This is a genomic window from Streptomyces caniscabiei (genome assembly GCF_014930365.1).
Lineage (GTDB): Bacteria > Actinomycetota > Actinomycetes > Streptomycetales > Streptomycetaceae > Streptomyces > Streptomyces caniscabiei.
The window spans coordinates 788,001-807,852 of record NZ_JABXWI010000003.1; the positions used below are offsets into that span (position 1 = coordinate 788,001).

21 protein-coding genes are annotated in these 19,852 nt (G+C 71.1%); 11 read left to right on the plus strand and 10 right to left on the minus strand.

Annotated features, from left to right (window positions below; translation table 11 throughout):
- Nucleotides 1-90 precede the first annotated feature (90 nt).
- A complete protein-coding gene (locus HW837_RS11515) occupies nt 91-993 on the plus strand; it encodes a hypothetical protein (protein WP_193381293.1) in 903 nt (300 codons plus the stop codon).
- Nucleotides 994-997: 4 nt separating this feature from the next.
- Here HW837_RS11515 and HW837_RS11520 read toward each other — a convergent pair whose 3' ends face one another.
- Nucleotides 998-1,393 (minus strand): pyrophosphohydrolase domain-containing protein, encoded by a 396-nt coding sequence (locus tag HW837_RS11520; protein ID WP_193381294.1) that lies wholly within the window; start codon nt 1,391-1,393, stop codon nt 998-1,000.
- 235 nt (nt 1,394-1,628) lie between these two features.
- Between HW837_RS11520 and HW837_RS11525 the strand changes: the two genes are divergently transcribed.
- Together HW837_RS11525 and HW837_RS11530 are read left to right on the plus strand one after the other, a co-directional pair.
- Nucleotides 1,629-2,777 (plus strand): peptidoglycan recognition protein family protein, encoded by a 1,149-nt coding sequence (locus HW837_RS11525; RefSeq protein WP_045561132.1) that lies wholly within the window; start codon nt 1,629-1,631, stop codon nt 2,775-2,777.
- Between the two features lie 127 nt (nt 2,778-2,904).
- On the plus strand, nt 2,905-3,903 hold the full coding sequence (locus HW837_RS11530) for a TAXI family TRAP transporter solute-binding subunit (RefSeq protein WP_045561133.1): 999 nt from the start codon (nt 2,905-2,907) through the stop codon (nt 3,901-3,903).
- An 82-nt stretch (nt 3,904-3,985) separates the two neighbouring features.
- On the opposite strand, the gene HW837_RS11535 is transcribed toward HW837_RS11530, so the two are convergent.
- Together HW837_RS11535 and HW837_RS11540 are read right to left on the minus strand one after the other, a co-directional pair.
- Nucleotides 3,986-5,398, minus strand: a complete 1,413-nt coding sequence (locus tag HW837_RS11535; protein ID WP_045561134.1) for a sensor histidine kinase — start codon at nt 5,396-5,398, stop codon at nt 3,986-3,988.
- Nucleotides 5,399-5,407: 9 nt separating this feature from the next.
- The gene (locus HW837_RS11540; protein WP_045561135.1) at nt 5,408-6,094 is read right to left on the minus strand and encodes a response regulator transcription factor; all 687 of its coding nucleotides are present in this window, start codon (nt 6,092-6,094) and stop codon (nt 5,408-5,410) included.
- A gap of 318 nt (nt 6,095-6,412) precedes the next feature.
- Here HW837_RS11540 and HW837_RS11545 point away from each other — a divergent pair, with 318 nt between their 5' ends.
- From HW837_RS11545 to HW837_RS11570, 7 genes are all read left to right on the plus strand, one after another.
- A complete protein-coding gene (locus tag HW837_RS11545; protein WP_045561136.1) occupies nt 6,413-7,189 on the plus strand; it encodes an amino acid ABC transporter ATP-binding protein in 777 nt (258 codons plus the stop codon).
- 82 nt (nt 7,190-7,271) lie between these two features.
- Nucleotides 7,272-8,123 (plus strand): glutamate ABC transporter substrate-binding protein, encoded by an 852-nt coding sequence (locus HW837_RS11550; protein ID WP_177261954.1) that lies wholly within the window; start codon nt 7,272-7,274, stop codon nt 8,121-8,123.
- Nucleotides 8,124-8,246: 123 nt separating this feature from the next.
- Complete coding sequence (locus tag HW837_RS11555) at nt 8,247-8,924, plus strand: amino acid ABC transporter permease (protein WP_045561138.1); 678 nt, start codon at nt 8,247-8,249, stop codon at nt 8,922-8,924.
- A complete protein-coding gene (locus tag HW837_RS11560) occupies nt 8,921-9,844 on the plus strand; it encodes an amino acid ABC transporter permease (RefSeq protein ID WP_045561139.1) in 924 nt (307 codons plus the stop codon). Before HW837_RS11555 ends, HW837_RS11560 begins: the two co-directional genes overlap by 4 nt.
- A 198-nt stretch (nt 9,845-10,042) precedes the next feature.
- A complete protein-coding gene (locus HW837_RS11565) occupies nt 10,043-11,734 on the plus strand; it encodes an FAD-dependent monooxygenase (protein ID WP_093790449.1) in 1,692 nt (563 codons plus the stop codon).
- Nucleotides 11,735-11,835: 101 nt separating this feature from the next.
- Complete coding sequence (locus HW837_RS49980; protein WP_316731559.1) at nt 11,836-11,922, plus strand: putative leader peptide; 87 nt, start codon at nt 11,836-11,838, stop codon at nt 11,920-11,922.
- Between the two features lie 78 nt (nt 11,923-12,000).
- Nucleotides 12,001-12,540, plus strand: a complete 540-nt coding sequence (locus HW837_RS11570) for a cupin domain-containing protein (protein WP_177261953.1) — start codon at nt 12,001-12,003, stop codon at nt 12,538-12,540.
- A gap of 69 nt (nt 12,541-12,609) precedes the next feature.
- Here the strand turns inward: HW837_RS11570 and recX are convergent, their stop codons facing one another.
- The 4 genes from recX to HW837_RS11590 form a co-directional block, all read right to left on the minus strand.
- Nucleotides 12,610-13,491, minus strand: a complete 882-nt coding sequence (gene recX / locus HW837_RS11575; RefSeq protein ID WP_045561142.1) for a recombination regulator RecX — start codon at nt 13,489-13,491, stop codon at nt 12,610-12,612.
- A 3-nt stretch (nt 13,492-13,494) separates the two neighbouring features.
- Complete coding sequence (recA, locus tag HW837_RS11580) at nt 13,495-14,625, minus strand: recombinase RecA (protein WP_045561143.1); 1,131 nt, start codon at nt 14,623-14,625, stop codon at nt 13,495-13,497.
- Nucleotides 14,626-14,942: 317 nt separating this feature from the next.
- A complete protein-coding gene (locus HW837_RS11585; RefSeq protein WP_078853777.1) occupies nt 14,943-16,241 on the minus strand; it encodes an AI-2E family transporter in 1,299 nt (432 codons plus the stop codon).
- 94 nt (nt 16,242-16,335) lie between these two features.
- The gene (locus HW837_RS11590) at nt 16,336-16,530 is read right to left on the minus strand and encodes a DUF3046 domain-containing protein (protein WP_045561144.1); all 195 of its coding nucleotides are present in this window, start codon (nt 16,528-16,530) and stop codon (nt 16,336-16,338) included.
- Nucleotides 16,531-16,609: 79 nt separating this feature from the next.
- On the opposite strand from HW837_RS11590, the gene HW837_RS11595 reads away from it, so the two are divergent.
- The gene (locus HW837_RS11595) at nt 16,610-17,554 is read left to right on the plus strand and encodes a hypothetical protein (protein WP_045561145.1); all 945 of its coding nucleotides are present in this window, start codon (nt 16,610-16,612) and stop codon (nt 17,552-17,554) included.
- A gap of 72 nt (nt 17,555-17,626) precedes the next feature.
- Here HW837_RS11595 and HW837_RS11600 read toward each other — a convergent pair whose 3' ends face one another.
- The 3 genes from HW837_RS11600 to HW837_RS11610 are packed head-to-tail and all read right to left on the minus strand — an operon-like array spanning nt 17,627 to nt 19,715.
- The gene (locus tag HW837_RS11600; RefSeq protein ID WP_093790448.1) at nt 17,627-17,935 is read right to left on the minus strand and encodes an AzlD domain-containing protein; all 309 of its coding nucleotides are present in this window, start codon (nt 17,933-17,935) and stop codon (nt 17,627-17,629) included.
- Nucleotides 17,932-18,777, minus strand: coding sequence for an AzlC family ABC transporter permease (locus HW837_RS11605; RefSeq protein ID WP_193381295.1), 846 nt, complete (start codon nt 18,775-18,777; stop codon nt 17,932-17,934). The genes HW837_RS11600 and HW837_RS11605 overlap by 4 nt, the downstream gene beginning before the upstream one ends.
- 29 nt (nt 18,778-18,806) lie before the next feature.
- A complete protein-coding gene (locus HW837_RS11610; RefSeq protein WP_093790446.1) occupies nt 18,807-19,715 on the minus strand; it encodes an AraC family transcriptional regulator in 909 nt (302 codons plus the stop codon).
- Nucleotides 19,716-19,852: the final 137 nt, after the last annotated feature.

Below are 19,852 nucleotides of genomic sequence, written 5' to 3' on the forward strand. Positions count from 1 at the left end.
CCGGTGCCCTGAGCGCCCACCGTCCGCCCCCCTCCCACCCCGCCGTCCCCGCGCCCACCGCGCGGACCCACCCACCTAAGGACCACCCCCATGCCGCACACACCCGACCGAAGCGACCGCAGGGACGGCGAGTTCGCCGATCTCTTCGCCCGCAGGACCCGCATCCCGCTCCGCGGCTTCCTGCCCGGCCGCCGGGTATGGAAGGCGATCGGCGGCTCCGCCGCCGCGGTCCTGGTGATCGCCGGCACCGTCACGGCCGTGGCCGCCGTCGACTGGGGCGGCGGCGCGTCCGGGAAGGTGACCACGGCGGCCGACAAACCGGCCGACGAGCAGTCCGTCCCCGGCGACACCAAGAAGGCGGCGGTCGACCCGTCGCCGACGGACCGGGCGGGGCACGGGGCCAAGGACAAGGGCAAGGACGACCCCGATGTCGTCTACGTGCCGGTCAGCGGCGGAGCCGGAGCGGGCACCGGCGGCACGGAGAAGTCGGCGTCGGACACCGACGACCGGTCCGACTCGGGCGGCACCACGGGCGGCACCTCCGGTTCGACCGGCTCGACCGGCACCGAGGAGAAGAAGTCCACGACCACCCAGAGCACCGATTCCGGGTCGACGTCCGGCTACCTGTGGGCCGACGGGAGCGTGGAGGCCGACACGAACGACTTCTGGGACGAGAGCACGGTCACCGTCAAGTCCACCGAGCCGATCACCTCGCTCAAGGTCGTCGTCCGGATCATCCAGACCGGCGGCGTGAAGAGCACCGGGACCTGGACCTCCCTCGGTGACAAGGCAGCCGTCGGTCAGAACGCCAGCAGCGACCAGATCGGGTACGTCATCACCCTGAAGTCGGGTGTCACCCTCGCCCCCGGCACCTATGTCTTCAAGGTCCAGTACGACCACGCCCAGGGCCGGCGCGACGCGGGCCGCGACCTCTACACGGTCACCGCCGTCGCGAACGGTTCGGACGACGAGTCCCTGTCCGGCCGCTTCTGAGCGCTCAGCCCGCCCAGCCCTGCTTCCGCAGCACCGAGGACACGTCGGGCGCCTCGTAGTGGTCCCCCTTGAGCACCTTGCCGTCGGCCCGGCGGGCGACCCGCCCGCCGGGGCCCAGCTTGGTCATGTTCGAGCGGTGGATCTCGGCGATCACCGCGTCCAGGTCGATGCCGTGGACGAGAGCGGTGCCGTACGCCACGTACACCACGTCGGCCAGTTCGTGGGCCAGCCGGTCGAGCGGCCCGTCGACCGCCACCTCGGCGACCTCGGCGGCCTCCTCGGCCAGCAGCTCCCCCCGGTGGGCGGCCAGCTCGGGCGAGACCTCGGTGGGGATGGTTCGGGCGTCGAGGCCGAAGGCCCGGTGGAACTCGCGGACCAGGCGAGCGGGAGAAGAACTCATCCGCCGACCCTACCGACCGGCCGCGCCGCCCCGGCCGCCCTGCTCCGCCCAGCCGCCTTGCCGCGCCCCGCGCCGACAGTTCTGTCCTCCTAGTACGGTCATGACGACCAAGTCCCGTGATGTCACTGCCCCTTGACGCCATGTCAGCACAAGGGGGGCGATGCCGGAACCGCTGCCTCCACTCCGTACGCTCCGTTGTGTCTTCACGTACCACCCCGAGCATTGAGGACCCAACGTGAGCGTTCCCCCCACCTCCCCCAGCCATCGGGCCACGTCCCGGGTGACCCGCCGTACGGTGATCGGCGCGGCCGGCGCGGTCGCCGCCGGCGCCGTGATCACGCCCACCGTGATGGCCACGACCGGCGACTCCGGCACCACGACCTCCTCGGACCCCGGCGCCGGGGGTTCGACGGCCGGCACGACGACCGAGACCTTCCCGAAGACCCGCAGCGAGGCCGCCACCGGCGAGGCACCCGTCGAGGCGGCCTTCCCCATCGGCTACGTGGGCGTGCGCTGGGGCGGCACCGACGAGACCACCGGCGGCGGCATCCGGCTGCGGGACGCCGACGGAGCGCAGGGCGAATGGCGCTCCCTCGGCGACGGCGGCTGTTCGGTGGCCAACGGCGGCGGTGTACTGATCGCCGCCGACCAGGCCGCCGCCTACGAGCTGAAGGCGCCCGACGGCGCCACCGGGCTGCGTTCGCTGGCGCTCGACTGCAAGCACGGGCCGGACCGGAAGGTGAAGGTTCCGAGCGACCCCACGCGCGTCAGAGGTGTCCAGTACCTGACCCGGGCCGCCTGGGGCGCCGACGAGTCGCTGCGGTTCAAGGCGGACGGCACCGAGAACACCCCGACCGCGTTCTACCCGTTCCAGACGATCACCGTGCACCACACGGCCATGGCCAACGACGACCCGGACCCGGCCGCCACGGTCCGCGCGATCTACCAGCTGCACGCCGTCACCAACGACTGGGGCGACATCGGCTACCACTTCCTCATCGACGAGGAGGGCCGCATCTACGAGGGCCGCTACTCCGGCGACGACGGCCTGCCCGCGCACGACGCCGACGGCAAGGTGGTCACCGCCTTCCACGTCGGCGGGTTCAACTCCGGCAACCTCGGCATCGCCCTGCTGGGCACCTTCACCGAGCAGGGCCCCAAGGAGGCCGCCCGCGCCTCCCTGACCCGGCTCGTGAAGGTCCTGGTCCGCCAGCACGGCGTCGACCCGCAGGCCCGCGTGACCTACACCAACCCGGTCAACGGCACCCAGAAGGAGGTCGCGGAGATCAGCGGCCACCGGGACTGGATGGCGACGGAGTGCCCGGGCGAGGCCATGTACGGGGAGCTGGAGCGCCTGCGCACGGCGGTGGCCACCGGCCGCTGACCACGCTCTCCGCCCTCGGCCGCCGGACCCCGCCCCCGCAGGGGTCCGGCGCCGCCGAGGTCACGAGCTCGCACCGGATGGGGCCGACCCTGGCCGCCCGCCCGGTGACCTGGCAGGATCTCGTCGCATGGTCCAGGTACTCCCCCGCATCGGCAGGCGGCACGCGCTGCTGGGCTCGGTGGCTTCGTTGGTGGTCCTCGGGCTGCTCGCGTGGTGGCTGTGGCCGAGCGAGGAGCCCCCGAGCGGGACGATCACGGTGACCACGGGAGCCGAGCGGGGCGTCTACCAGGAGTACGGCAGCCGGCTGCGGAACGCGATCGCCGGGGACATGCCGAAGCTGCGGGTCCAGCTCATGCCGAGCAACGGCTCCCAGACGAACGTCCGCCGGGTGGCCACCGGGCAGGCCGACTTCGCCATCGCCGCCGCCGACGCCGTCCAGACCTATATCGACGAGGACCAGCCCGGCGCCGACAAGCTGCGGGGCGTGGCCCGGCTCTACGACGACTACGTGCAGCTGGTGGTCCCGGCCGACTCCACCATCCAGAACGTGGCGGAGCTGAAGGGCAAGCGGGTCGCCGTCGGCCCCGAGGGCTCCGGTGTACGGCTGATCGCCGAACGCCTGCTGGCGGCGGACGGGCTCGACATCGACAAGGACATAGACGCGCGGCGCGACACCATCGGCACCAGCCCCGAGGCCCTGCGCACCGGCAGGATCGACGCCTTCTTCTGGTCGGGCGGCCTGCCCACGAAGGGGCTGACGGACCTCGCGGAGAAGGAGAAGTACGCCTTCCGGTTCGTCCCGATCCGCAGCGACCTGGTGGCTGCGCTGCACGACCAGGGCGGCGTCTTCAGCCACTACCGGGCGTCCGTGATGCCCGCCGACGCCTACCCGACCATCCTCACGGCCCCGGTGCCCACCCTCACCGTGGCGAACCTGCTCATCACCCGCGCGGACATGGACCCCCGGCTCACCGAGTGGCTCACCCGCGTCGTCCTCAAGAGCCGGGACAACATCGGCCAGCACGTCCACGCGGCCCAGGTGGTGGATCTGCGCACCGCGATCTACACGGACCCGCTACGACTGCACCAGGGCGCGAGGGCGTACTACCGCTCGGTGAAGCCCTAGCCCGCGGCGGGCCTTCGCGCCGCCCCGGGCAGCCGCCTGCCGCGGCTCCCAGCCACCCACCGAACGCCCCCGCGGGGCCATCTCAGACCGGCGGCCTCGACCGCGGCACCGTCACCGTGACCCGCAGCCCGTGCGGCTCGTGGTGCGCGTACGCGATGGAGCCGCCGCCCGCCGCGATGAGCGCCCTGGAGATGGAGAGCCCGAGGCCCGAGCCCTTGATGTTCTGGTGGGCGGTGCTGCGCCAGAAGCGGTCGCCGACCCGTTCCAGCTCCTCGTCGCTGAGGCCGGGCCCCCCGTCGATGACGACGACCCGCGAGGTCTCGCCGTTCGAGGTGACCCGGACCTCCACGCGCTCCCCGGCGGGCGTGAACTTCAGCGCGTTGTCGATCACCGCGTCCAGGGCGCTGGACAGGGCGATGGGGTCGGCCCAGGCGGTGGTGGCCGGACAGGTGCCGACCAGCGACACGCCCTTGTCGTCGGCCAGCGGCGACCAGGACGCGACGCGCTCGGCCGTCAGCTCCCCCACGTCGATGAGCCGCAGATCGGACTCCGCGTGCTCGGCGAGCGCCAGGTCGAGCAGATCGTCGAGGACCGAGGCGAGCCGTTTGCCCTCCGTGCGCACGGAGGCGATCTCCTCGTTGCCCTCGGGCAGTTCGAGGGCGAGCAGGTCGATGCGGAGCAGCAACGCGGCCAGCGGGTTGCGGAGTTGGTGCGAGGCGTCGGCGACGAAGGCGCGCTGCTGCTCCAGCACGTCCTCGACGTTGTCGGCCATCTCGTTGAACGACCGTGCCAGCCGCCGGAGTTCGGGCGGACCGCTGGCCACCGCGACCCGTGACTTCAGTCGCCCGGAGGCGATGGCGTGGGTGGTGACGTCGAGGACGCGTACGGGCTTGAGGACCCAGCCCGTCAGCCGCAGCGCGGCGCCGACGGCGAGGAGCATCGCGGCGATCTCGCCCGCGCCGATGATCAGCCAGCCGCGCAGGATCTTGGAGCGCATCTGGTCGGTGGGCGAGTCGGTGACGACGGCCGCGACGACGTCACCGTCGTGGATGACGGGGGACGCGACGACGAGCCGGCCCTCCTGCCAGGGCCACACCTGCTTCGGATCGTGCGGGCGCCGCCCCAGCAGCGCCTCCTCGAAGGCGGCGAGCCCCTCCCCCTCGGTGGGCCGGCCCCACTCCACGGGGGCGTTGGCCATGGAGGGCTGGCTCTTCTCGCGGTAGAAGACGCCGGCCTTGATGCCGTACACCCGGTAGTACTGCTCCAGCTCCCGCTGGAGGGTCTCGCCGCGGCCGTCCGTGGTGTCCACGCGGGATCCGCTCGGGCGTTCGGTGACGAACTGGGCGAGGGCCGCGAAGCGTGCCGTGTCGTCGATGCGGTCGACGACCACCTCCTGCTGCCGCGCCGCCGCGAGGCTCACCGCCAGCGGGACGCCGAGGGCCAACAGCACGGCGGCCATCAGGACGATGAGCAGCGGAAGAAGACGAGTGCGCACGCGGGCACGCTACGGCGTCGGGGCGACCAGCCGGTAGCCGACCCCGCGCACCGTCTCGATCAGGGCAGGCATCCGCAGCTTCGACCGCAGGGAGGCGACATGCACTTCCAGGGTGCGTCCGGTCCCCTCCCAACTGGTCCGCCACACCTCGCTGATGATCTGTTCCCGGCGGAAGACGACCCCGGGCCGCTGGGCCAGCAGCGCGAGCAGATCGAACTCCTTACGGGTCAGCTGGACGACCGAGCCGTCCACGCTGACCTGCCGGGTGGGCAGCTCGATGAGCACGGACCCGAGCCGCAGCCCGCTGTCGGCGGAGGCCGCGGCATCGTCGGGGGCCCGGCGGCGGGCGACGGCATGGATACGGGCGAGCAGCTCGCCGGTGTCGTAGGGCTTGACCACGTAGTCGTCGGCGCCGAGGTTGAGGCCGTGGATCCGGGACCGTACGTCCGAGCGGGCCGTCACCATGATCACCGGGGTGCTGGTGCGCTTGCGGATCTTGCCGCAGACCTCGTAGCCGTCCTGGTCGGGCAGGCCGAGGTCGAGCAGGACGACTCCGAAGCCGTTGCCCTCGGGGACGAGCGCCTGGAGCGCCTCCTCGCCGCTGCGGGCGTGGGTGACGTCGAAGCCGTGCCGGGCCAGGACCGCGGACAGGGCGGCGGCGACGTGGTTGTCGTCCTCGACGAGGAGCAGCCTCATTCCGGCCCCTTCCTGCTCGGTGGGTCATGCGTTTCGGTCATTTGTGCGTCTCGGCTGGCACACATTACGCGGATTCGCATCCCGGGCACGCGCGTATCGGCCCCTTCGCAGTCACACTGATGAGTGAGGACGCCGTCAAGGCCGGACGGGTTCCGAACGAGTTCCGTTATCCAGCCGAAACACCCCGCCCGGGCCCGTCACGTGCAGTGTCCGTCCGGCTACCAGATCGTTATGCTCAATTCTCGCTCAGATGTAATGACGCTGGTCGTCGCCGGTCACTACTGTCCTCCGAAACCGAGGAAGACGGAGCCCAAAGCGATGACCGAAGTTTCGGTGGTCAAGGACGCGGTGCCCGCGGCCGACGACCTGGTCGTCCTGAAGAGCGTCAACAAGCACTTCGGCGCGTTGCACGTACTCCAGGACATCGATCTGACGATCACCAGGGGCGAGGTCGTCGTGGTGATCGGACCCTCCGGGTCCGGTAAGTCCACCCTGTGCCGCACCATCAACCGGCTGGAGTCGATCGACTCCGGCGACATCTCGATCGACGGCAAGCCGCTGCCCGCGGAGGGCAAGGCGCTCGCACGACTGCGGGCGGACGTCGGCATGGTGTTCCAGTCGTTCAATCTCTTCGCGCACAAGACCGTGCTCGAGAACGTGATGCTGGGGCAGCTCAAGGTCCGCAAGACCGACAAGAAGCAGGCCGAGGAGAAGGCACGGAACCTGCTCGACCGGGTCGGCGTGGGCACCCAGGCGGACAAGTACCCCGCGCAGCTCTCCGGCGGTCAGCAGCAGCGTGTCGCGATCGCGCGGGCGCTGGCCATGGACCCCAAGGTCATGCTCTTCGACGAGCCGACCTCGGCGCTGGACCCCGAGATGATCAACGAGGTCCTGGAAGTCATGCAGCAGCTGGCCCGGGACGGCATGACGATGGTCGTGGTCACCCATGAGATGGGCTTCGCCCGTTCGGCCGCCAATCGGGTGGTGTTCATGGCGGACGGCCGCATCGTCGAAGAGGCTGTGCCGGACCAGTTCTTCAGCAACCCCCGCAGCGACCGGGCCAAGGACTTCCTGTCGAAGATCCTGCACCACTGACGGCCCTGCCGAGGCCTCTTCCGGCCCCTGGCACCCGCACCATGACGGTCCGCATCTCTTCACCACTCAAAGGATGTTCACCATGAAGCTCCGCAAGGCCTCCGCCGCAGCCGCCGCCGCCCTCGTCCTCGCCCTGACCGCCACCGCGTGCGGCGGCGACGACAGCAACGGCAACGACGGCGGCTCCGACTCCGGTTCCAGCGGCGGCGGCAAGATCAAGATCGGCATCAAGTACGACCAGCCCGGTCTCGGCCTGAAGAACCCCGACGGTTCCTTCTCCGGCTTCGACGTCGACGTGGCGACGTATGTGGCCAAGGAGCTCGGCTACGACGCCAAGCAGATCGAGTTCGTCGAGACCAAGAGCGCCGACCGTGAGAACGCGCTGGCCCGCGGCGACGTCAAGTTCATCGCGGCCACGTACTCGATCAACGACGAGCGCAAGAAGCTCGTCGACTTCGCCGGCCCCTACCTGCTGGCCCACCAGGACCTGCTGGTCAAGGCCGACTCGGACATCGCCAAGGGCACGGACCTCAACGGCAAGACCCTCTGCTCGGTGACCGGCTCCACCTCGGCGGAGAACGTCAAGAAGGACATCGCCCCGAAGGCCCAGCTGAAGGAGTACGGCGGCTACTCGGAGTGCATCGCCGGCCTGCAGAGCGGTGCCGTGGACGCCGTCACGACCGACGACTCGATCCTCGCGGGCTTCGCCGCGCAGGAGAACTACAAGGGTCAGTTCAAGCTCGCGGGCCTGAAGCTCAGCAACGAGAACTACGGCATCGGCGTCAAGAAGGGCGACACCGCGACCGTGGACAAGATCAACGCCGCCCTCGAGAAGATGGTCAGTGACGGCGCTTGGGAGACCGCGGTCAAGGAGAACTTCGGCCCGGCCGACTACAAGAACGAGCCCGCCCCGAAGATCGGCGTCATCGCCTAGTCAGCGGATATCCGCCACCAGCGCGGTTCTCGTTGTCGCGCCGCCGCCCGCCGCAAGGCGCGGTAAGGGCGGCGGCGCTCTGCGCCTGCCACGTATGCCACACACCCGGAAGCGCGGGAGACAGTGTTCGACTTCCTTTCAACTTACAACGACCCAACCTTCTTGGGTGCGTTCTGGATGACGGTCAAGCTCACCGTCTTCTCAGCCATCGGCTCCCTGATCTGGGGAACCCTGCTGGCCGCCATGCGCGTCAGCCCCGTGCCCCTCATGCGCGGCTTCGGCACCGTCTATGTGAACGTCGTGCGGAACATCCCGCTGACCGTCATCATCGTCTTCACCTCGCTCGGCCTCGCCGACATCTTCCGGGTGACGATGGGCGCGGGCAACGACGTCAAAACCACGGCGTTCCGACTCGCCGTTCTCGGTTTCGTGGCCTACACCGCGGCATTCGTCTGCGAGGCGCTGCGCTCCGGCATCAACACCGTGCCCGTCGGCCAGGCGGAGGCGGCGCGCGCCATCGGACTGAGCTTCACCCAGGTCCTCGGCCTCATCGTGCTGCCGCAGGCGTTCCGCGCCGTCATCGGACCGCTGGCCAACGTGCTGATCGCGCTGACCAAGAACACGACCGTGGCCGCGGCGATCGGTGTGTGGGAGGCCGCCTACCTCATGAAGGGCATGATCGAGAAGGAGGCGCAGACCCTGCTCATCGGCGCGATCTTCGCCTTCGGATTCGTTGTTCTGACCCTTCCCACCGGCCTGATCCTGGGCTGGCTGAGCAAGCGACTGGCGGTGAAGCGATGAGTTCCGTTCTCTACGACGCCCCCGGCCCCCGGGCCAAACGGCGCAACGTGATCCTCACGGTGGTCTTCGTCGTCCTGCTGGCCCTCCTCGCGTGGTGGCTCTGGGGAGCGCTGGACAGCAGGAACCAGCTGGAGTGGAAGCTCTGGAAGCCGTTCTTCACCTCCGAGGCCTGGACGACGTATCTGCTGCCCGGTCTCGTCAACACGCTCAAGGCCATGGCGCTCTCCATCGTGATCGCCCTGCCACTCGGTGCGCTCTTCGGCATCGCGCGCCTCTCCGACCACCTGTGGGTGCGCATCCCGGCCGGTGCGGTGGTCGAGTTCTTCCGGGCCATCCCGGTCCTGCTGCTGATGCTGTTCGCCAACGAGGTCATCGCCCGCTCGATGAACGTCACCACCGAGCAACGGCAGCTCTGGGCGGTCGTCACCGGTCTGGTGCTGTACAACGCCTCGGTCCTCGCCGAGGTCGTGCGCGCCGGTATCCTCGCCCTCCCCAAGGGCCAGACGGAGGCCGCCCAGGCGATCGGTCTGCGCAAGGGCCAGACGATGTCCTCCATCCTGCTGCCGCAGGCCGTCACCGTGATGCTGCCGGCCATCGTCAGCCAGCTCGTGGTCATCGTGAAGGACACCGCGCTCGGCGGCGTGATGATCGGGTTCACCGAACTGCTCAGCGGACGCGCGACGCTGGCGGCGGTGTACGCCAACGTCGTGCCCAGCTTCGTCGTCGTCGCGATCATCTACATCGTCCTGAACTTCATCATCACCAGCTTCGCGAGCTGGCTGGAGCAGCGGCTGCGGCGTGGCAAGAAGTCGACCGGAGCGGTCATCCCGGCTGCGGCGGTCGGGGGCACGACGGCCACCGGCGGGGAGGGCGGCGGTCTGCCCGGCCTCGGCACCTACGTCGACAAGAAAGACACCTGACGATCGATCAGGTGACATCCGCCCAGGATGTCCCCCGATTCGGTCCCCGGAGGGCAGTGGCATGATCGCCACTGCCCTCCGTCACTTGACGCAAGCACCGGCAATGGGTTGCATACGTTCTGTGATCGTGCACCCTGCTCCAACGTCCTGTTCACCCACGTCCGCCGGGACGTCACGTCGGGCAGGGGGCGCCGCGCCGTGGATCCGGTGATCATCGTGGGTGCGGGGCCCGTGGGGCTCACGCTCGCCCTCGCGCTGGCGCGCCAGGACGTGCCGTCCGTGGTCCTCGACGAGGGACCGGGCAAGGACGAACAGCGGCTCGCGCGCACGGTCGTCCTGAACGAGGACACGACCGCACTGCTGGAACGGTTGTCCGGCACCCCCCTCTCCCGGCTCGGCTTCCGCTGGGCCGGATGGCGGTCGATGCGGCGCAAGCAGGTGATGCGTCAGGTCCGTTTCGGCGAAGCCGACCTCGAGGACACGGGTCTCCCTCCCCGGGAGGGCGCGAAGGGCGCACGCGGTGACCACGACGCCGTCGTGGAGGGATCCGCCGACCTCCCTCCGCTGCACATCGCCCAGCACGTCCTGACCGCCGCCCTGCGCGACGCCATCGCCGGTGAGCGGCTCGTCAAGATCGCCGTGGAGAGCCGGCTCGACGCGCTCGAACAGGAGAAGTCCGGCGTCACGGCCCACACACGTGGCCCCAAGAGCACCTGGTGGCGCGGCAGTTACCTGGTGGGGTGCGACGGCCCCCGCTCGACGGTCCGCAAGCTCCAGGACATCCGGTTCCCCGGCCGTACGGCGGTGGAACGGCACGCGGTGGCGGCTCTGCGCGCCGAACTCCCCTGGCCGGGCGAAGCGTTGCTGCACCGCATGCCACCCTGGCGGACGGCGGGCCCGTCCGGCGGCGAGATCACCGCGCGGCCCCTCGACGACGGCCTGTGGCGCCTCGACTGGCTCCTGCCACCGGGCAAGGACCTCGTGACGCCCGACCTCCTCGTGGCTCACGTCCGCGAGACCCTCGCCGGCTGGACGGGCGGCTCCACACCGCCGTACGACCTGCTGGACACCGGCGTCCACACCGTGCACCACCGCCTCGCCCGGCGGTGGCGGGTCGGCCGGGTCTTCCTCGCCGGGGACGCCGCCCACCTGCTCGGGGCGCTCGGCACCCAGGGCCTGGACGAGGGACTGCGCGACGCGGACAACCTCGCCTGGAAACTGGCCCTGGCCTGGCACCACGACCCGCACGAGACCCTGCTCGACAGCTACCAGACGGAGCGGCGCGCGGTCGTCGCCGCCCGGCTGCGCGCCGCCGACCAGGTGCTGCCCCTGCTGCGCGGCGGCAAGGGGCTGCGGTCGTACGTCCCCGGCTCGGCCCGGGGCCATGACGCGCTGCTGGCCGACGGCCACCTGGGGCGCGGAGCACTGGGCGCGCCGGGGGCGTACACCGACTCGCCGCTCATGCCCCCGCACGCCGCCGCGGAGACCCCCGTCGACACCCTTCCGGGCACCCAGGTCGTGGATGTGGAGGTGACGGCGGAGGACGGCTCGTTCGTACCCCTGCGGGACCGGCTCGGGCGCGGGGCGCTGCTGGTCGTGCTGATCGCGCCGGGCACCGGGGTGTGGGAGCGCAAGCACTGGATGAGCGCCGGCATCATGCCCCGTCTGGCCGCGGCCGTCTCCGCCCTGCCGCGGCCCGCCGAGTTGCTGGTGGCCGAGGCCTACCCGGGCGCGGCCGCCCACACCGTCCTCCTCGTCCGCCCCGACGGCTATCTCGTCACCGCGCTGAGCGGCGTACGCCCCGCCGACCTGTACGCGGCCGCGGAAGCCACGCTGGGCGGGGCGAGGCAGCAGCCCGCCACCAGCGACGCGGCCCCGAGCGCGCCTTGAAAGGCTCTCGGTAGCGCCCCTGTTCGCCGACGGCCGTCACTGTGTGTCCACATAGTGACGGTGAGTTGACCGTCCTGCCCGGTCATGGTCTACTCCGGTCCGTGACCGACACCTCGACGCGCCTGTGGCGGAGGGTCCATATGGACCTCGTCCGCTACGCGGGCTGCGTGTGTCGTCCGTCCTGCTGACTTCGCATCCCTCTTCTTTCGCGCGCGCCACCCCTGGTGCGGCCGCGCGCTCCCGCGAACGCATTCAGGACGGTACCCGTGTCTGTGTCCCCCGTTGTTCCCCCTACCTCCGCTCCGGCCGTCTCCGCCCCCACACAGGCGGAACTGCTCGACTTCGCCCGCCGGACCGCCGCCGACGCCGAGCTGATCGCATCCCTCCCGCTCGACCCCGAGGGCCGCACCTGGGTGCGCCTCGAAGGTCCCGGCGGCAGCGAGGCCTGGCTGATCGGCTGGCCGCCCGGCACCGGGACCGGCTGGCACGACCACGCCGACTCGGTGGGCGCCTTCGTCACCGCGGCCGGCGAACTCAAGGAGTACTCGCTCGCCGCCCGGCTGCCCACCGACGGCTGGAAGACCCTCGAACTCACCGACGGCGTCGACCGCGAACGGCGGTTGCCCGCCGGCAAGGGCCGCTCCTTCGGACGCCACCATGTCCACGAGGTGCTCAACGAGTCCCCCGAGGAGCACGCGATCTCCGTCCACGCCTACTACCCGCCGCTCCCCCGCATCCGTCGCTTCAGCCGCACGGGACAGGTACTGCGCCTGGAGCACGTCGAACGCCCGTCCGACTGGCAGTAAGCCCCCTGGGGGGTGGCCGAGCAGCCTCGGCTACTCCCCCTCGCTCCGCCCCCTCCGCTCAGTACCCCGTCAGTACCCCTCGTCCTCCAACCCGTCCGTCTCCTCCCCTTCCTCCTCCAAGGCCTGCCGGACCACACGCAGGGCCAGGCCCTCGGGGTAACCCTTGCGGGCGAGCATTCCGGCCAAGCGGCGAAGGCGCTTGTCGCGCTCGAGGCCACGGGTGGAGCGCAGCTTGCGGGCGACGAGTTCGCGCGCGGTGCTCTCCTCCTGCTCCGAATCGAGCTGGGAGACGGCCTCATCGATCAGCGCCGAGTCGACCCCCTTGGTGCGCAGCTCCCTGGCGAGGGCCCGTCGTGCCAGGCCCCGGCCGTGGTGCCGGGACTCCACCCAGGCGTCGGCGAACGCGCTGTCGTTGATCAGTCCGACCTCCTCGAACCTCGACAGCACCTCCTCCGCCACGTCCTCGGGGATCTCGCGTTTGTGCAGGGCGTCCGCGAGTTGCTTACGGGTGCGCGGGGTCCCGGTGAGCAGGCGCAGACAGATCGCGCGCGCCCGCTCAGCCGGGTCCCCTGAGGACTCGCCTTTCTCGGCCCTCGACGAGAAAGACGAACCCCCGTCCTGTGCTCCCCCGTCGTCCGGGCCGTCGCCCGTTTCCCCGAAGCCGCGCCGCCGACCGCTTCGACCGCCGCGCCTCCCCCGCGCTTCGCCGCCGGTGCCGGGCGAGGAGCCGCCACCACGCCGACGGCCGCCCACGGCCGGGCCCACGCCGGAGCGCGAGCCGTCCTCCCGCTGTGCGACGTCGCCGTCACCGCCGTCGTCGTACGGTCGGAACCCCTCGTCCCCCTGCCCGTCCGCGCCGAATCCCCCGGTCTCCCAGCCGGTACCCCCGCGCCCCCGCTCCTCGGAAGCACTGGGATACCCGTACTCGCCCCAGTCCGTTCTGCGCGTCACGGACTAGCTCTTCGCCGCCGCGGCCTTGGTCTTGGTGGCCTTGGCAGCCGGAGCGGGCACCGACTTCGCGGCGTCGTCCCCGGTGGCCGGGTCCGAGACCGCCGCGTCCGTACCCGGTTCGGCGGTGGGCTCCTCGGGCCGGACGCCGACGCCCAGCTTCTCCTTGATCTTCTTCTCGATCTCGTTGGCGAGGTCGGGGTTGTCCTTCAGGAAGTTACGGGCGTTCTCCTTGCCCTGACCGAGCTGGTCGCCCTCGTACGTGTACCAGGCGCCGGCCTTGCGGACGAAGCCGTGCTCCACGCCCATGTCGATCAGACCGCCCTCACGGCTGATGCCCTGGCCGTAGAGGATGTCGAACTCGGCCTGCTTGAAGGGCGGCGCGACCTTGTTCTTGACGACCTTGCAGCGGGTACGGTTTCCGACCGCCTCCGTGCCGTCCTTCAGGGTCTCGATGCGACGGATGTCGATACGCACCGAGGCGTAGAACTTCAGCGCCCGGCCACCGGTCGTGGTCTCCGGGGAGCCGAACATCACGCCGATCTTCTCGCGGAGCTGGTTGATGAAGATGGCGGTGGTCTTGGACTGGTTGAGCGCGCTGGTGATCTTCCGCAGGGCCTGGCTCATCAGACGGGCCTGCAGACCCACGTGGCTGTCGCCCATCTCGCCCTCGATCTCCGCACGCGGGACGAGCGCGGCGACGGAGTCGATGACGATGAGGTCGAGGGCGCCGGAGCGGACCAGCATGTCCACGATCTCCAGGGCCTGCTCGCCGTTGTCCGGCTGCGACAGGATCAGGTTGTCGATGTCGACACCGAGCTTCTTCGCGTACTCGGGGTCGAGGGCGTGCTCGGCGTCCACGAAGGCCACCTGGCCGCCGGCCTTCTGCGCGTTCGCCACCGCGTGCAGGGTCAGGGTCGTCTTTCCGGAGGACTCCGGGCCGTACACCTCCACCACGCGGCCGCGCGGCAGGCCACCGACGCCGAGGGCGACGTCCAGTGCGGTCGACCCGGTGGGGATGACCTCGATGGGCTCGTTCGGCCGCTCGCCGAGGCGCATCACCGCACCCTTGCCGAACTGCCGTTCAATTTGTGCGAGCGCGGCGTCGAGCGCCTTCTCGCGGTCGGTTCCTGCCATGGGTTCCACCCGGTTTGCTTGAGTCGATCGCTTCACGTGAAAGACGCTAACGCCTGCCACTGACAATGGGCCCCGACGCCCGCCCGGCCTGTGGATAACTCGGGCACTTCTCCACGAAAACCCTGCCGAACTCCCGTCGACAGCCGCGCCGGAGCCTCCATAAGAATGGATGTTCGATTTTAGTGTCAAGCGACACCCCGAGCCATCCGGAGGACTTCCCCATGACGTTCGCGACGTGCCACCGCGCGCGGGCGCGACGGCCCGGCGACACCTGGTGACGAGCGGGAACAGCGCGAGAGGGCCGGAAGGCCGCGCCCCTACGGAGTGCGGCCTTCCGGCCCGGCGCCGCCCCCGGCGCCGTCCGCCCGTCGGCCCGTCGACCGCCGGCGGTCCGCGTTCTCCATCAGCCGCCTGCGCAGACGGTCGAGGAGGTTGCGGGAGCCACGTCTGCGGTGGCCGTGCACCCGGGGGTCGTCCGTGACGTCGTACCGCTTCACGTACGCCCCGAGGAAGGCCTGCAGGGTGGCGATGGCGGGAATGGCGATGAGCGCGCCGACCGCACCGAGGAGGGCGGTGCCCGCGATGACCGACCCGAAGGCGACGGCCGGGTGGATGTCCACGGTCTTGGCGGTCAGCTTGGGCTGCAGCACGTAGTTCTCGAACTGCTGGTAGATGACCACGAAGACGAGGACCCACAGCGCGTACCACGGGTTGACCGTGAAGGCGATCAGCATCGGCAGGGCACCCGCGAGATAGGTGCCGATGGTGGGGATGAACTGCGAGACCAGGCCGACCCAGACCGCGAGCGCGGGCGCGTAGGGCACGTCGAGGTACTCCAGCAGGACGTAGTGCGCCGCGCCGGAGATCAGCGCCATCAGCCCGCGCGAGTAGAGATAACCGCCGGTCTTGTCCACGGCGATCTCCCACGCGCGGAGCACCTCGGCCTGCTTCGCGGGCGGCAGCACGGAGCACAGCGCCCTCCGCAGCCGCGGCCCGTCGGCGGCGAAGTAGAACGAGAACAGCGCGATCGTCAGCAGCTGGAAGAGGCCGCCCAGGACCTGCGCGGAGACGTCGAGGACGCCCGTGGCGCTGTTCTGCACGTACTTCTGCAGCCAGTCGGAGCGGAGCAGCCCCTCCTGGATGTCGACGCGCTTGAGCTCCGTGTGGAAGGTGGTGTTGATCCAGCTGATGACGGAGTCGAGGTACGCCGGGAAGTCCTCGACCATCTTGATGATCTGTCCGGCGAGCATCGAGCCGAGCAGGGTGACGAACCCCGCGACCCCGATCAGTGTGATCAGGAAGACCAGGAAGGTGGCGAAACCCCTGCGCAGCCCCTTCGAGGCCATCCAGCTCACCGCGGGCTCGATCGCGAGCGCCAGGAAGAACGCGATGAGGATGTTGACCAGCAGCCCGATCAGCTGGTGGAACGCCCAGCTGCCCAGCTGGAAGACGGCGACGAGGGAGAGCGCGAGCACCATCGCCCGCGGCAGCCAGCGCGGCATACGGCCGCTCGGCGCGGCACCGGGTCCCGGGCCGGCCGGAGGGCCGGTGGGGGGTGTCGTGCCGGACGGAGGTACCTGCTGCTGCGACCTCGCGGTCTCGTCTGTGGGGGCCACGCACCAAGTCTCGCCCACACCACCGACAATCGGTCGCCGCCCCCGGATCCTCCGGGGCAACGAGTGACGTCCGTGGGGTGAAGTCCTGGGCTTTTCAGCGGTTTTCGGCCGGAACGCCCATGGTCGCGCACACCACGCGCCACACGTCCTTGGCCTCCCAGCCCGCGTCCAGCGCCTCGTGGACCGTGCGTCCGCCGAGGTCTGACATCACATGATCGCGCGCGAAGGTTTCGGCGTACCCCGCACCGAAGTGCTCCGCCATCCGCTGCCAGAAGACCGTCAACCGCATGAGTCCAGTATCCCGCCCCAGGGGGTGGGCCTTCGCGGGACGGCCTTCCGATACCGCTTTCCGCCCTACGGTCGGATCCATGGCCGAAACCGGAGCATCCCCACTCCCCTCGTCGTCCCCGGCGCGCACCCCGCTGGCCCGAGCCGAGCAGTTCGTCTGGCTGACCGCGCGCGTGCTGGAGCAGCGCCGCTTCGCCTACCACTTCCTGGAGGGGAGCGCCGACGCGGTCGAGACCGCGCTGGCCGCCTATCGCAATGCCGACGAGGGGTACGGGCACGCGCTCGAACCCGATCTGCGCGGACCCGTGAGCCAGCCGCTGCACACCGGGCACGCGCTGCGTGTCCTGGACTCGATCGGGCGCTGCGGCGGACAGCGGGTGGAGCGCGTGTGCCGCTATCTGACCTCGGTGTCGACCCCGGACGGCGCGCTCCCCGCGGTGCACCCCAGCCAGCGCGGCTATCCGGCGGCCCCGTTCGTGCCGATCGTCGACGACCCGCCCAGTGATCTGCTGGCCACCGGGCCCGTGGTGGGCCTGCTGCACCGCAACCAGGTGTGGCACGCGTGGTTGTTCCGGGCCACCGACTTCTGCTGGCAGGCGGTCGAGTCCCTGGAGAAGTCGCACCCCTACGAGATCCATGCCGCCGTGGCGTTCCTGGAGTCCGTGCCGGACCGCTCGCGCGCCCGCGCGGCAGCCGACCGGCTCGGCCGCTTGGTGCGCGAGCACCGGCTCGCCGCGCTGGATCCGGAGCGGCCGCACGACTTCCCGGTGCCGGCCGGTTACGCACCGGGCGAGCACCACTACCCGCACGACTTCGCGCGCACCCCGGAGTCCCTCGCGCGCGCGTGGTTCACCGACGAGGAGATGTCCCGGTCCCTCGACTTCCTGGCGGGCGAGCAGGAGGAGGACGGCGGCTGGCCGATCCGCTGGCGTCAGTGGGCCCCGAGCACGGCCATGGAGAGCCGCCCGATCGTGACGATCGAGGCCCTGCGCACGCTGCGCGCGTACGGGCGTCCGCTCGGCTGAGGCGCGTACGGCTGGGGGCGGTCGGAACGGCGACCGGCACGCACGCGTGCCGTACGACAGCCCCCGGGCCCGTCAGCCCGTGATCGCCCGCGCCCCCGCCGTGACGAGCACCGCCGCGGCCACGACGACCAGGAAGGGCGCCCTCAGGAGGAGTGCCACGGCGGCCGCGGCGAGCCCCGCGGCTCTCGCGTCCACCACCAGGTCGTGGCCGTCGGCGAAGGTCTGCTGGGCCGTGAGCGCGGCGAGAAGGGCCACGGGCAGCAGCGCGGCGAGGCGCTGCACGAGTGGGCGTTCCAGGACGCCCTCCGGCACCAGCAGGCCGATCAGCTTGACCGCGTAGCAGCCGACGGCGGTGGCGACGACCGCGATCCAGATGTTCACCGGGCGTCCCCCTGCCTGTCGTCGCGCCGGCCGTCCTCGGCCCGTGCGCGCTGCTCATCGCCGCCCTCGCCCCGTGCCTCGCCCCTGGGGACGTCGGACTTGGGGACATCGGACTTGGGGACATCGGTCCTGCGGCGGCGCCCCTCCGCCCAGAGGACGATCGGGGCGGCCGTGGCGGCGACCAGGACCGGGACTCCGGCGGGCAGTACCGGCAGCAGCCCCAGCCCGAGGACGACGGCGATACCCGCGACGGCGCGCTCCCCGGTGGCCTTCAGCATCGGCGCGAGGAGGGCCAGGAAGACGGCCGGGCCGGCCGCGTCGAGCCCCCAGGCATCCGTGTCGCCGAGGGCCTCGGCGCCGAGCGCGCCGAGCAGCGTGGTGAGGTTCCACAGCACATAGAGGCTGAGCCCGGTGACGGTGAAGCCGATGCGGGCGGCGCGGCGCGTGGGCTGGGCGAGGGCCACGGCCGTGGTCTCGTCGATGACCCACTGGGCGGCGAACGGCCGCACCGCGCGCGGGAGGGCGAGCACCTGGGACAGACGCAGCCCGTAGAACGCGTTGCGCACGCCCAGGAAGAACGCCCCGGCGGCTGCCGTGAAGGGGTTGCCGCCGGCCGCGAGCGCGCCCACCAGCGCGAACTGGGAGGCCCCGGTGAACACCAGGAGGCTCAGCGCGCAGGTCTGCAGCAGGCTGAGTCCGCTGCCCGCCGAGGTCACCCCGAAGGCGAACCCGGACAGCCCGACGGCCACTCCCACTCCCAGGGCGTCCCGGACGACCGCCCTGTCGGTTTTCGTGCCGCCACCGTCGTCCTGTGTCTCCGCGAGACCTGTCTGTTCCGTCACCACGCACCGGACGGTACGAGCCGCCGGCGCTATCGGTCTTGTACGTTCTTGCGCCCCCGCGCTCCGTCCGTGTGTCCGGGCGTGCGCTCCGCCCGCTCCGGCCCGCCACCGGGAACACCGATGCGTTCGCGTTGGTAGGCCCCCGGAGGAACGCCCACGATCCGGCTGAAGTGACGGTTGAGGTGCGGCTGGTCCGTGAAGCCGACGGCGACGGCGGCGTCGACCGGAGCCGTGCCCGCGTCGAGCAGGTTCCGCGCCCGCCGCACGCGTGCGTCGGTCAGCCAGGCGTGCGGCGGCATGCCGTAGGCCGCGCGGAAGGCCCGCAGCAGCGCGAAGGGGCTGGTGCCCAGGTCGGAGGCGAGTCGCTCCAGGGTCGGCGGGTCGGCCATCCGCTCCGACAGCACGGCACGCGCGCGTGCCGCGACGGAGGTGCCCGCGGTACGGACGGGGCGTTGGGGCAGTGGCCCGCCGTTCAGGCGCAGCAGCCTCGTCACGGCGACCCGCAGCAGGGTGTCCGCGGCCAGCGCGTTGCCCTCGTCGACGGCCCGCAGCACCTGATGGACGAGCCCGGCGGCGTACGGATCGTCGAGCACCGGCTGTACGAAGGCGGGGGTACCGCGGATCGTGGTGGTCTCGGCGGCGATCTCGGCCACCACGTCGGGCGGCGGGTAGACGGCGCCGTACCGCCAGCCCTCGGGCACGCCGGCGCGACCGGTGTGCGGGGTGTCCGGGTTGACGAGGGCCAGGGTGCCCGGGCCCGCGTACTGATCGGCGCCACCGTGGTGGAACACCTCGAGGCCGTCGGCGATGGCCGCGATCACGAAGTTCTCGTGGGTGTGCCGCACGAACTTCTTCTCGACGTAGCTCGCCCGCAGGAGGTCGACCCCGGGCAGCTCCGCGTACCGCCAGTGCCTCGCCCGCTCCACCGAACCCGCCATACCTCCATTCTGCGGCCGCCCCGATCGGCGAACCCCACGGCCCCCGCCCGCCCCACGCAATCTCCGCCCAGCCCAGCCCCGCGGCACCCGAGCCCCGCCCGGCCGCATCCACCCTCATCCCGCCCCACTCCGAGCCG

Bases quoted from the DNA above. Each gene is read 5' to 3' on its own strand.
- HW837_RS11515 (WP_193381293.1), top strand. From the start codon at position 91: ATGCCGCACACACCCGACCGAAGCGACCGCAGGGACGGCGAGTTCGCC.
- HW837_RS11520 (WP_193381294.1), bottom strand. From the start codon at position 1,393: ATGAGTTCTTCTCCCGCTCGCCTGGTCCGCGAGTTCCACCGGGCCTTC.
- HW837_RS11530 (WP_045561133.1), top strand. From the start codon at position 2,905: ATGGTCCAGGTACTCCCCCGCATCGGCAGGCGGCACGCGCTGCTGGGC.
- HW837_RS11540 (WP_045561135.1), bottom strand. From the start codon at position 6,094: ATGAGGCTGCTCCTCGTCGAGGACGACAACCACGTCGCCGCCGCCCTG.
- HW837_RS11545 (WP_045561136.1), top strand. From the start codon at position 6,413: ATGACCGAAGTTTCGGTGGTCAAGGACGCGGTGCCCGCGGCCGACGAC.
- HW837_RS11550 (WP_177261954.1), top strand. From the start codon at position 7,272: ATGAAGCTCCGCAAGGCCTCCGCCGCAGCCGCCGCCGCCCTCGTCCTC.
- HW837_RS11560 (WP_045561139.1), top strand. From the start codon at position 8,921: ATGAGTTCCGTTCTCTACGACGCCCCCGGCCCCCGGGCCAAACGGCGC.
- recA (WP_045561143.1), bottom strand. From the start codon at position 14,625: ATGGCAGGAACCGACCGCGAGAAGGCGCTCGACGCCGCGCTCGCACAA.
- HW837_RS11590 (WP_045561144.1), bottom strand. From the start codon at position 16,530: ATGCGGTTGACGGTCTTCTGGCAGCGGATGGCGGAGCACTTCGGTGCG.
- HW837_RS11595 (WP_045561145.1), top strand. From the start codon at position 16,610: ATGGCCGAAACCGGAGCATCCCCACTCCCCTCGTCGTCCCCGGCGCGC.
- HW837_RS11610 (WP_093790446.1), bottom strand. From the start codon at position 19,715: ATGGCGGGTTCGGTGGAGCGGGCGAGGCACTGGCGGTACGCGGAGCTG.